The 12,172-nt window shown below is 44.3% G+C and carries 13 protein-coding genes; 1 reads left to right on the top strand and 12 read right to left on the bottom strand.

Annotated features, from left to right (window positions below; translation table 11 throughout):
• Positions 1-132: 132 nt before the first annotated feature.
• The 12 genes from MmiHf6_RS08340 to MmiHf6_RS08285 form a co-directional block, all read right to left on the bottom strand.
• Entirely contained in the window at positions 133-768 is a 636-nt protein-coding gene (locus MmiHf6_RS08340; RefSeq protein WP_316557329.1) for a V-type ATP synthase subunit D, read from the bottom strand.
• Between the two features lie 5 nt (positions 769-773).
• On the bottom strand, positions 774-2,153 hold the full coding sequence (locus tag MmiHf6_RS08335) for a V-type ATP synthase subunit B (protein ID WP_316557328.1): 1,380 nt from the start codon (positions 2,151-2,153) through the stop codon (positions 774-776).
• 1 nt (position 2,154) lies between these two features.
• Positions 2,155-3,900 carry an ATP synthase subunit A gene (locus tag MmiHf6_RS08330; protein ID WP_316557327.1) on the bottom strand — a complete coding sequence of 582 codons (1,746 nt, stop codon included), beginning with the start codon at positions 3,898-3,900 and terminating at the stop codon, positions 2,155-2,157.
• On the bottom strand, positions 3,891-4,193 hold the full coding sequence (locus MmiHf6_RS08325; protein ID WP_316557326.1) for a V-type ATP synthase subunit F: 303 nt from the start codon (positions 4,191-4,193) through the stop codon (positions 3,891-3,893). Before MmiHf6_RS08325 ends, MmiHf6_RS08330 begins: the two co-directional genes overlap by 10 nt.
• On the bottom strand, positions 4,193-5,353 hold the full coding sequence (locus tag MmiHf6_RS08320; RefSeq protein ID WP_316557325.1) for a V-type ATP synthase subunit C: 1,161 nt from the start codon (positions 5,351-5,353) through the stop codon (positions 4,193-4,195). Before MmiHf6_RS08320 ends, MmiHf6_RS08325 begins: the two co-directional genes overlap by 1 nt.
• Positions 5,354-5,359: 6 nt before the next feature.
• Entirely contained in the window at positions 5,360-5,911 is a 552-nt protein-coding gene (locus tag MmiHf6_RS08315) for a V-type ATP synthase subunit E (protein WP_316557324.1), read from the bottom strand.
• A gap of 59 nt (positions 5,912-5,970) precedes the next feature.
• A complete protein-coding gene (locus MmiHf6_RS08310; RefSeq protein WP_316557323.1) occupies positions 5,971-6,183 on the bottom strand; it encodes a V-type ATP synthase subunit K in 213 nt (70 codons plus the stop codon).
• Between the two features lie 4 nt (positions 6,184-6,187).
• Positions 6,188-8,161 carry a V-type ATP synthase subunit I gene (locus MmiHf6_RS08305; protein ID WP_316557322.1) on the bottom strand — a complete coding sequence of 658 codons (1,974 nt, stop codon included), beginning with the start codon at positions 8,159-8,161 and terminating at the stop codon, positions 6,188-6,190.
• On the bottom strand, positions 8,158-8,484 hold the full coding sequence (gene ahaH, locus MmiHf6_RS08300) for an ATP synthase archaeal subunit H (RefSeq protein ID WP_316557321.1): 327 nt from the start codon (positions 8,482-8,484) through the stop codon (positions 8,158-8,160). Before ahaH ends, MmiHf6_RS08305 begins: the two co-directional genes overlap by 4 nt.
• Positions 8,485-9,031: 547 nt before the next feature.
• On the bottom strand, positions 9,032-9,445 hold the full coding sequence (locus tag MmiHf6_RS08295) for a hypothetical protein (RefSeq protein WP_316557320.1): 414 nt from the start codon (positions 9,443-9,445) through the stop codon (positions 9,032-9,034).
• 79 nt (positions 9,446-9,524) lie between these two features.
• Entirely contained in the window at positions 9,525-9,713 is a 189-nt protein-coding gene (locus tag MmiHf6_RS08290) for a hypothetical protein (protein ID WP_316557319.1), read from the bottom strand.
• Positions 9,714-10,158: 445 nt separating this feature from the next.
• Positions 10,159-11,355 carry a radical SAM/SPASM domain-containing protein gene (locus MmiHf6_RS08285; protein ID WP_316557318.1) on the bottom strand — a complete coding sequence of 399 codons (1,197 nt, stop codon included), beginning with the start codon at positions 11,353-11,355 and terminating at the stop codon, positions 10,159-10,161.
• 562 nt (positions 11,356-11,917) lie between these two features.
• Here MmiHf6_RS08285 and MmiHf6_RS08280 point away from each other — a divergent pair.
• Positions 11,918-12,163 (top strand): hypothetical protein, encoded by a 246-nt coding sequence (locus MmiHf6_RS08280; RefSeq protein ID WP_316557317.1) that lies wholly within the window; start codon positions 11,918-11,920, stop codon positions 12,161-12,163.
• Positions 12,164-12,172 lie beyond the last annotated feature (9 nt).

The following is a 12,172-nucleotide window of genomic DNA, read 5'->3' as shown; positions in this document are numbered from 1 at the left end:
TTTTAAAAAATAAGTCACACCCTCAAAAGGTATTAGAAAATATATAAATATAACCGACATAAAATATATATAAATATATACAATTATATAAAAAAGTAAAGAAACAGGAAAAGTCAAAGACTTTCCTGTAAATTAAGCCTGAGCGGCTTTTTTCTTTTTAATTTTCTTTAAACTTGACATGCTTTCTCTTTCCATTTCCTCAAGGCGGAGACGGATGAACTTGACCTGTTCTTCAAACTCGGGGATCACTTTGAATTCCAAGGCGTTGACACGGCGCTTGGTTTTTTCAATGTCGTCAAGGAGTCTTTTCATCGTTGTTTCAAGTTCGGCAGCGACAATGATTTTCTCAACGAGAATTTCATAAGCGTCAGCCACATCGTCAATATAAGCGTCTGTGCCGACAAGACCGTAACCGCGCTGGTGAATGGGCTTGTGGACATCGGATCCTTCAATTTTCGGAACCACGACACCCATAATGTTGGTGCTTTTGAGTTCAATGGTCGGAACAGCGTCGACAGCGAAAGAGGCCGATTTGAGGGTAAAAGACCCGTCTACGGCTGAGGCCAAGTTGACTTTTTCAACAGCGACTGCGTACGCTGCATCCAACTCTTCTCTAACCCCTCGCGCCTGATTCAGGATTTTGAAGAACTCCAAAATCAAACCGTCTCTCTTCATTTTCAACAGTTTATAACCGTTCTGAGAGAGCTTGATTCTTTTTTGAAGGTCCTGAAGTTCGGAACGAGTCGGCTTTACATCTTGAACTGCCATTGCAATCACTCAAGCTTATTTTCCGGATAATACTTATCAATGTACTTGTTGTCGATTCTTCCAAGATATGCTTTGGGCAAACTGGAAAGAATGTTCCAACCGACATTCAAAGTGTCTTCAATAGATCTGTTTTCGGAACGACCCTGACGAACGAATTTATCTTCGAACAAGTCGGCGAATTCCAAAATCTTCTTATCACGTTCAGACAAAGCTTCTTTACCGACGATTGCAACAAGACCTCTGAGGTCACGGCCTTCGGCGTAACCGGCATAAAGCTGGTCAGAAACCGCTTTGTGGTCTTCTCTGGTCTTACCGTTACCGATACCCGAGTTCATCAAACGGGAAAGGGACGGCAAAACGTTGATTGGCGGATAAATGCCTTTTCTGTGAAGTTCCTGAGAAACCACAATCTGCCCTTCGGTAATGTAACCGGACAAGTCGGGAATCGGGTGCGTGATGTCATCGCCGGGCATCGTCAAAATCGGGATCTGAGTAACGGATCCTTTGTTGCCCTTAATAACACCGGCACGCTCGTAGATACCGGCCAAGTCAGTGTACATGTAACCCGGGTAACCGCGTCTTGCGGGAACTTCTTCACGGGCTGCACCCATCTGGCGAAGCGCTTCACAATAGTTCGTGACATCCGTTAAGATAACAAGAACGTGCATGTCGTGCTCGTAAGCCAAATATTCGGCAGTCGTGAGAGCCATTTTCGGCGTAATCAAACGCTCAACAGCAGGGTCGTCAGCCAAGTTCAGGAAAACAACAGCACGTTCAAGAGCGCCTGTCTTTTCAAAGTCAGCCATTGCGTGCTGAGCTTCTTCGTTGGTGATACCCATTGCCGCGAAAACGACGGCGAACTTCTCTTCAGAGCCCGGGACCTGAGCCTGGCGAGCAATCTGCAGAGCAATATCCATGTGCGGAAGACCTGCGCCTGAGAAAATCGGAAGTTTCTGACCGCGGACCAATGTGTTGGTACCGTCAATGGTAGAAATACCGGTTTGAATGAACTCGTCCGGCTGTGCGCGGGAGTACGGGTTCATTGCAGCGCCGTGAATGTCCATCATTTTTTCGGGGACAATCTGCGGACCGCCGTCTTTGGGCTGGCCGGAACCGGACAAAATTCTTCCGAGCAAGTCAATCGATGCCGGAAGTTTCAAACTGTCACCTGTGAATGTCACAGCGCAGTCTTTGTTGAGACCGCCGGTACCTTCGTAAACCTGAACAACGACGACATCTTCAGAGGTGTCCAAAACTTCTCCTCTTTTGATCGTGCCGTCAGCCAAGCGGATGTTCACGAATTCACCGTAGCCGACAGGTTCCGTTTTTTCAACGAAAATCAACGGACCGGCGACTTGTGTAATCGTCTTGTATTCTTTGACCATTTTAATAACCTCCGCTGCCGATTTCTGCGAATTCAGCTTCCATCTTGTTCATGACTTCCGTCAGCAATTGGTCGAAGTTCTCTTCATATTTGATCTTACCCAATTCAGCTTTGGAATCCATTGCAACCAATTCTTTAACAGGCGCGCCGTCTGTCAAATACTTCGCGGCAAGCTCGTCCCATCTGAGGATGCTCTTCAAGAGCTTGTACTGTTTGTCAAAAGAACAGTATGTGTCGACAGGGTGGAAAGAGTTCTGCTGCAAGAAGATTTCACGAATCATACGCGCGGATTCCATTGAAACCTGCTGAGATTCGGGCAGAGCGTCGGAACCGACCAACTGAACGATTTCCAAAAGTTCGGCTTCAAGCTGGAGGATTTCCATCGCTTTTCCGCGGAGTTCGTTCCAGTCGGGCGCCACGTTTTCCGTGAACCACGGTGCCAAAGTTTCCTGGTAAAGCGTGTAACTGTTCAGCCAGTTAATCGCAGGGAAGTGTCTCTTCTGTGAAAGCTTTGCATCCAAAGCCCAGAACACTTTCACGATACGAAGCGTGTTCTGCGTCACAGGTTCAGAGAAGTCGCCGCCGGCCGGAGAAACCGCACCGATAACGGTAATTGAACCTGTTGCGTTGTTAAGAGATTCAGCCACACCGGCACGTTCGTAGAATTCTGCCAAACGTGCGGACAAGTAAGCCGGATAACCTTCTTCACCGGGCATTTCTTCCAAACGGGATGAAATTTCTCTCATCGCTTCAGCCCAACGGGAAGTTGAGTCGGCCATCAAAGCAATGTCGTAACCCATGTCACGGAAATACTCGGCGATTGTGATACCGGTATAAACGGATGCTTCACGAGCGGCCACAGGCATGTTGGACGTGTTGGCGATCAAAACAGTACGTTCCATGAGCGGGCGTCCTGTCTGCGGGTCTTCGAGTTCCGGGAACTCGTTCAAAACTTCCGCCATTTCGTTGCCGCGTTCACCGCAGCCGATGTAGACCACGATGTTTGCGTCAGACCATTTTGCAAGCTGCTGCTGTGTCACAGTCTTACCGGAGCCGAACGGTCCGGGGATAGCTGCCGTTCCGCCTTTTGCGACCGGAAACATCGCGTCAAGGACACGCTGACCGGTAATCAAGGGGATTTTCGGAGCCAATTTTTTGGTAACGGGTCTGGGTACTCTGACCGGCCACTTGTGTGACATTTTCAGTTCCGTTCCGTCTTTCAATTTACAAACAACATCTTCCACCGTGTATTTGCCGCTCTTGATTTCAGCGACTTCGCCGCCTGCAACGTTCGGGGGCACCATGATACGGTGTTCAATGTTTGCGGTTTCCTGAACGGTACCGATGACATCTCCGGGTTTCACAGTGTCGCCTTTTTTGACGCATGCGTTAAACTCCCAGAATTTGTCGTGGTTCAGACCGTCTGCGGACACTCCTCTTTTGATGAAGTTGCCCATTTCGTCTTTCAAGACGCCCAGAGGTCTCTGAATACCGTCGTAGATACTTTCAAGCAAACCCGGTCCGAGTTCAACAGAAAGAGGAAGGCCTGTATTTTCGACAGGTTCGCCGGGTTTGATACCGGAGGTTTCCTCGTAAACCTGGATAACGGATTTGTTTCCAACAATTTTAATGACTTCGCCCATGAGTCCTTCATGACCGACTTTAACCACATCGTACATCTTTGTGTCTAAGTCGACCACGGTGACCACAGGTCCCGCCACTCGATAAACTTTACCTTTTACTTCCAAAGATCAACACCTACCGCCTGTTTTATTTTATCCCTTAAATTCGTCGAGCCTTCACCCGAGCCGCCGAGCGCAACAACGGTCGGCTGAACGGAAGCGTTCAAAGACGCTTTGAGTGACTCCGGCAGTTTTGAAATATCATCATTGTGCATCACAAGAATGCCGACATCTTTGTCTTCCAAAACGGCACGAACAACGGGTTCGACTCCGGTTGTGTCCGTTTCATAAACTTTACGGATTCCGGCAAGCCTGAAACCCGTAACGAAATCACTGCTTCCAACTACTGATATTTCCATTAAAGAATCACCAACCGGTCTTTGATTAACTCATTGTCCATGCCAACGGATTTTCCGCGAACAATAATTCTTAAATTGCGGACTTCGTTGGATTTGTAAATGATGAATTCCAAAATCGGAATGATTGAAATTAAGAAACGACGAGAATTTTCGGTCACTTTCGTTAAGTTATACCTCAAGAGGCGTGCTTCAACATCTGTCAAGGAAACGGATTTGAGATCCTTGCCTTCAATAACAGGGCTGATAACATCCCAATAAGGCGTTGAACGAAGCGCTTCAATGAAGTCGTCATAACATAAACTCTTCAACTTGTCCGTATCTAATGAAAGACCGTGCGGAATAATCATCGAAGTGACATCTTCAACGGCGCATTGCGTATCAGCGCTTTTTGCGTTTTCAAGAGCTTCATATTTTTTAATACGGAGAAGCAAACTTAAATTCTTAATATCGATTTCTCTTCGAACAAATTGATCAAACTGTTTACGGTCTGCAGAACCCGGCAAGCCGATTGCTTCAAAAAGATTCTCATAATAGAATTTGTCCAATTCGTTTTCAATTTCCGGAAGGTTTGTTCCGTCATATTTTTTCAGAATCGGGCCGTAAGGAGAGTCGCTGAATGCTGCAATAATCTCATCGACAGTCTTGGAAACCAAGCCTGACAGGAATGTGTAGCGAAGCACGCCGCCTGTGACCAAAGTCTGCAAGATCTGGTCTTCGGGAATGTTGTGCTGCTTTCCTCTGAGAATAGTCTTAATGTCTTCAATATCGAAAACACGGAGATATTCCGTAACAAGTTCGTGCGGTTCACCTTCGGTGATGCGCAATACTTTTTGGAAAGATTCCGCCATGTTTCTGTTTAACGCATGTTCAATCAAGTTGACACCGCTGTACTCCCTGGAGAGTTCATCAATGTCTTGCTTGTACTCGGATTCCCCGATTTTGCGTGTAATTTCATCCAAACTCATGTTTAAGAATCTGGGATACGCATCGCGGGGGAAAAGTTTGACTCTCATTGCACGAATACGGGTGACCGCATACGGATAATTGGATGAACCTTTTCCAAATGCCGGCAGACGGGAAGGAATGTATTTGGCAACGGACTTCGGCAGTTTACTCTGCGCGTATTCCGAGATTTCCCTAATCTTTTGCGTATTCAGCATTTGTAATCACCCGTTGAGGATATCAGAGATAGATTTCAATGAACGGTCATAAGCACTTTTAAGAATCAAATCATACGTAAAATCTAATCGAACGGTTCCTTCCTCATTCTCGATAACAATACCGCCGATACAGTCGATGTTTCCGCCGTATTCCAAGGAAGAGAGTTTCTTGACGATTTTTTCTGATTTTTTGTTTGAGAAAATCCGGTGACCGTCTTTTTCATTCGCTTCAATCAGCGCTTTCAGATATTCTTCATTTTTATCGGCAGGTAAATTTTCAATTCGTTCAAGGGCTTGATCATAAACTTGATCCAATAAGGCTTTGCGTTTGTTTAAAGCAATACGCTTGACCTCTAAATTGGCGCTTGACAAAACCTGCTGGCGCTGTTGTTCGAGTTTTTCTTCTACCTCGGCAAGACGGGACCCCAGTGCTTCTTTGGAAGCCTGGCGTGCCTCTTCGATAATCAAGTCAGAAGTTGTTTTTGCTTCATCATTGATACGTCGGACATCTGCTTTGGCGCCCTCAGTTATATCATTTAATACGATTTCCAGTCCCATGCTAACACCTTTAAAAATTAAGGGCGGGAGTATTTGTTCCCGCTCTTAAATTTTTGAATTTAGATAAGAATTGCAACGACAAGACCGAAGATAACGATGGTTTCCGGAAGAACGGTCAAAACGAGTGCCTTACCGAAGATGGATTCGTTTTCGACCATTGCGCCGACTGCTGCTGTACCGATGACTTTTTCAGCCCATGCGGATGCGAAACCTGTACCGACGATTGCGATTGCTTTTGATAATGCTGCGAGACCTTCTGTTGTAAATTCCATGATTTTATTCCTCCAAAATATACTTCTTTAAATGACCAAACGGTTTGTAAATTTTGCCCCCGCTTGTATAGAATTTGCCGAAGAATTCGACATACTGCAGTCTGAGTGCGTGTAAACCGGGAGCGATAATACTCAGAGCAGAATTTAAGGCGTGTCCGAGAACGAAGATCAAAATTGATGCAAACATTAAGACACTGAAACCGTCCGCGGGGGTCCAAATCAGACCGCCGAAGGCGATGTCGTTGACAGTTGATGCGATGTAGATAGAAGAGAGACCAACCGCGATAATACGCGTGTAGGACAAAATGTTTCCGAGAAGACCCGGAAGTTCAATCGGTCCTTTGATACCTTCGCCCATAGTGAGCATAACGACACCGATAACTGCTATGATGGCACCGACGGCAATGCCGACCGTACCGAGTCCAAAGTACCATGCAACGATTGCTGCGATGACACCGATTTCGATAATGATCCAGCTCAACTTTTCCAAAACCGCATGCTTAAGACCGTGCTGGCCTTTCACATCGAAGAAACCGATGATAAAACCGACGTTAAGATGCAGGAATCCGAATGCTGCTGTAGCGATCAAAAATGTCATAATCATATGCGTTCTGTGAATCGGGAACGTAAACGGTTCGTCCGGGAACAGACTAAAGTCAAAAACAATTGTCTCAAGCCCCGGAATTAATCCCGGGATATATTCGCCGTGTGACATTAAACCCGCAAGCGGGAAGCCCATAAACTCGCCATAAATGATACCGAACAACAAAGCGGATACTTGACAATAAATAAGAACATACATTAATTTCTTTATACCATCCGATTTCATGAACTTCATCACGAGGAAGGCCAAGGACATCAAAACGAGCGCATAACCGATATCGCCGAGAATCATACCGTAGATTAACGGGAAAGAAATGGCCAGAATAGATGACGGGTCGATTTCATTGTATTTCGGTCTTGAATATAAGTCAACGACCGCTTCCATCGGACTTGCGAACTTTGAATTTTCATACTCGACAGGAATCTTTGCAATCTCTTTTTCGTCATGCATGTCAACCTCAAGTGTTGTAACGTAAACACCGTTATCTGTTTTTTCAGAAAACGACGCGTTGAATTCATCAAAGTTGTTCGTCGGGACCCACCCCTCAATGACAAACGTGTGTTCGGACGTGGCAATTCTTAAAGGCAGTTCGGCTTTCTCACTCAAAATACTGAGATATTCATCGCTTGAAAGGATGAAGTTTCCGTATTCTTTGTTAAGAGCCGCACGTTCTGCAATTAAAGCTTCAATCTGTGCTTGTATTTCTGATTTTTCAGCTTCAAACGCTGCGTAAATGTCGGACGGATATCCGGATTTATCGGGCGCTTTCATTTCTCTGTATCCCATGTCGGAAAGGACGGATTGGATGTCCTTTTCAAAGTTCTTTGAAACAAATAAAACAAAGAATTTGGACCCGGGGTCAGTGAAAAGCTGGTAGGCGTCAGTAATTTCAAGAAGGCGTGATTCGTTAAGGGATGAGACCGTACCGGAAAAAACAGCTAAATTATCGTAGCCGCTGTAATACTTTAAGTCAAGATCGTAGGCGAGGAAAGGTGCAATTTCTTTCTCTGCGGATTCGATGTCTTTGACGCGGGCATCCAAGCGTGATAATTCTTCGGAGTTGCGGTCGATTTCTTTGTCCATGCGCGCAATCATTGCATCGAGCTCGTTTGTGACATGTGATTCCGTTAAAGGAACGGTTTCGTCTGTCGGCTTGATGTTTAATGTGTTTGCGATTGAACGGACTTTAACGAGCTTTCTTGAGACTTCTTCGCCGTATGCAATCGGCATGCCGATTTCAAAATCAGAGTCATTACCTTCGACAAAGTCCTCTACGTGAAGCAAATCTGCTTCGTATAAGGCATCGACCGCGGCTTCAAGATGTTTCTTGTGACCGGCGATCAAAACTTTTGTCATTCTTTTCGGGTAACTCATACGCGTATCTCCCTTTCAAATTCCTCGAGTAAAAAATCTACGGCTTTTGGAATATTTGATTGGGATTTCATAGCTACAGATTCGGACTCGCGAACACCTTCTTCAACAATCGCATTGCGTTTGGCATCGATTTCAGCTTCACCGGAGCGAAGAGCGTTCTGAGCGGATTTAACCGCGTCTTCTTCGCCGTCTTCGACAATTTGGCGGGCTTGTGCGCGTGCTTTAGCAATAGTCTGATTCTTGGATTCGGTGGCCTCGCTTACCGCTTTTTTTGCATCTTCTTCTGCCAATTTAATTTCAGATAAGATTTCATTATTAGCCATGCGAATACCGTCTCTATATTTGTTAACGAATAATCACTGCGAATATGTAAATTTTACATTGATTTGCCGAGATTATGCGTCAGATAAAGGGTAAAGTAGTCAATTCATTACCCCATATATAAGCAAATTGGTTAAAACAATCAGTTTACGATGAATTTTTGAACCGCTGTCGGATTCGACCATGAACAATCATGACAAAACCCTGCGGCAAGAACTATGCTTCCAACATGTGTTTTAAGCAAAAAGCTCCAAAATGCAAAACGAATAAAGGAAGACTATATTAAAAAGGTTTTGCCGAATTTCCAAAAAAGAAAGCGAACGGCAGAAATGTAAACGAATGGCACGATCATTAAAAATCGTGACAGATTTTTGAAAAAAATAAAAGATGTTTGGAAAGAAATGGAAGAATCACAAAGATGGGATTGTTAACCTTACCAGCAATTCTTGTAATAAAACAATCAAATAAAAAAAATGAATCGGAAAAACCGATTCGAAATCAAATGTTATTCAAAATCAAATGTTATTCAAAATCAAATGTTATTCAAAATCAAATGTTATAATTTTCTTCAACATTAATTTCAATTGTCGGTTCTGACGGTTCTTCGGCAAGTTCTGCCAAAGCTAATTCTTCAGCTTTCAATTTATAATAAGCGAACATCACGGCGTAAGTTGCCGAAAAGATGAAAATGCCGCTTTGGAGCCAGAGATTCCAATCCGCGCCGAAGAGATACATAATGTAAAGAAGCGCCGCGAAAAAGACACAGATTAAGCTGCCGATTTTGGAAAAGTCGAATGTGATGAAAGCAAAAACGATTAATGCGGGTGCCAGCAGTGCAACGCCTGTTCGATACATGGTTTCAGGCGTGAGTACCGGCCCGAAGAAATAAAAAGCGGCGAAACTGAGAACGACTAAAAGAGAAAATAAAAAGATTGAAGACATTGTTTTTTGATTATAATTCATTTAATCACCAAATAAAATATAAGGTTATAATTATAAAAATATTTGGATTTAATCAAAGATAAAATGAGATACAGGAAAATTAAGAAAACAAAAGAAAATGGAGCGGCTCGCGCGTGAGCGGGCTCTGCGACGGCGTGGCGGCAGAGCGGCAAACGCAAACCGGATTGGCAGCAGCAACATTAAAAGACAGTTGCAGACTGGTCGTCTTAGCAGGAAGCTGACAGCAAAAGACAGTCGAAAGAAGGAACAAGCAGGAGCCGAACAGCAACTAAAAAAAATCAGCTGTTTTAGAATTTTTGTTTTGTATGGGAAGAATCCGCCAAGTCTCGTTTCCTCGCTGCGCTCGGAAACTCAACTTGCGGGGACGGTTTTTGAAATTTAATTCAATCAGAAACAAAATGAAACATCGCCTTTGATTCAAATTATTCAAAAACTGAAACGCCGTCTTTTTTCCAAAAATTAAACATTTTTTAGGATTTTAACGGGCGTTCAGGTTCACCGATTTTTCAAAATTGGATGTTTGGGTTTTTAAAAAACAAAAGAAAAATGAGACACAAATTTAAAAAACAAAAGAAAACCGAAGCACAAATTTAAAAAACAAAAGAAAAATGAGACACAAATTTAAAAAACAAAAGAAAAATGAGTCACAAAGTTTGAAAATAAAAGAAGAATGGAGCGGCTCGCGCACGCGCCGCCGCCCCGATTCAAAAAACTTAACTTTTCTTCGGTCCCAAATAATACGGCAGTTGCGCGTCTTTCGGAATCGTATGAATGTATTTTTTGCGGAACTCGGGGTCTCTCATCAAACAGACCGGCGACTGCTTTTTGTAAGCCGGGAACTTGCCCATGTCGGACCAAATTTTGTTCATCGGCGTATCGCGAATGTTTCCGAATGACAGCGGCGTGTACGGACACGGCAGAACGTCTCCGGTCGAACCGACGTGCATCCAGCGGTTGCCGGCGAAGCAGCCAAACATTTCCGGGCCCAAAAGATAAGGCAAAGCCGTTACGCGCGGACCTTCGGGAACAGAATTTTTGGATTTGTGGAAATTTTCCAAACGCTTGGCATCCACGCGCGTCATTACTTCGTCTTCATGATCTTTCCAGTTGCCGACAGCGATAATGCCGGTCATGGACATTTCATCCATTTCCAAATCAATTGCCATTTGATACAAATCGTCAATGTTGTCGATGTTGTAAGGCGAAATCGTGAGATACATATCCGTCATGATGCCGGCGCGCTTGGAAGCTTTAACGGCTTCAACAGCACCGTCGAATGCGCCTTTTCGTCCTCTGAATTTATCGTGGATTTCAGGATCGGCGCTGTCAAAACTGATTTTGACGGAGTTGAGGCCGGCGTCTTTGAGCGGTTTTGCGCGCTCGTCGGTGAGGCGGAACCCGGAAGTGAACATGGAAACCGTTGTTTTGGTTTTGTCAATGTTTGAAATAATTTCAGGCAAGTCGTTTCGAACCATCGGCTCGCCGCCGTCGATTGTCACGAGATAAGTGCCCATGTCAAGCGCCTGATTAATAACGTTTCCGATTTCTTCGACCGTCATTTCATTGTTCGGCGCCATCATATCGGCGGCTCCGCAGTGAATGCATTTGTTCGGGCAGCGCGGCGTCACGCCGACGGAAAGCTGGTCGGGCGTTCTTTTGTTGAGCAATGAAAAACCGATTTGAGAATTGATCATTCGGTTGAAAACGGGACCCGGAATTTCCGGAATCCAAGTGGAAAAGATAATTTTGTCATCCGTCACGGAAAGCGGCTTTTCCTCCCGGAAAACCGCGTTGATTTTGTTAATCATCGGTTTTGCCGCAATTGAAAGCGGACCGGCTGCCTCCAGAACAACTTTGCCGTCAACGACGTCCGCGTTGATTTTAACGACTTTATAATCATAAATTTGCATTAGAATAAACCTCTCTTGAGTATATGAAAGTAAATTGTCAGGCTTTACCTATAAAAAATGTTGCTATATCAAGAATTAAATAAAATAAATAAAGATGAGACTTGTCTCTTCTTTTTGCTGTGTGTATTATGTCTCGGCTGTTTGCTGCCGCTGCGCCGCCGCGCGCGAATCGCACCGTTTTTCTTTTGATTTTCAAACTTGTCCTGTGTTTTTTATTTTTATTTTCAGAATGAAACCTAAACATCCAATTTCGCGAAAACATTGAACCTGAACGCCCGATAAAATCCTAATAAAAAAATAATTTTAAAGAAAAAAAGGCGTTTCAGTTTTTGAATAATTTTGATAAAAACGATGTTTCAATTAATTTTTGACTAAATTAAATTTCGAAAACCGACCCCGCAAGTTGAGTTCCGGGCGGCGCGAAGCGGCGAACCGGACTTGAAACGCAGTTTCAAGTTTCTGAGCGAAGCGAAACGAGACTTGGCGGATTCTTCCCAAACGAAACAAAACCTTCAAAAACAGCTGATTTTTTAGCTGCTGTTCAGCTCCTGCTTGTTCCGTCTTGCGACTGTCTTTTGCTGTCAGCTTCCGGCTGAGCCTGCTCGTCTGCAACTGTCTTTTGGTGTTGCCGCTGCCATTTAATGTTGTTACTGTTCGGGCGGTCTCTGTTGCAGTCAGGTTTCTGTTTCCGCTTGCAGTCGGGTTTCCGACCGACAGCAGCTGCCGCCGCGCGAGCCGCACAAAATTTAAAAAAACAAAAATCGAGGAACTCATTTTAAAGAAAAAAAATCAAAAAAATGAGAAATGAATTTTGAAA

The organism is Methanimicrococcus hongohii, from assembly GCF_032594095.1.
GTDB classification, from domain to species: Archaea; Halobacteriota; Methanosarcinia; order Methanosarcinales; family Methanosarcinaceae; genus Methanimicrococcus; species Methanimicrococcus hongohii.
Note: the sequence above shows the minus strand (reverse complement) of the source record. Positions and strands in the feature narration are given on the sequence as shown.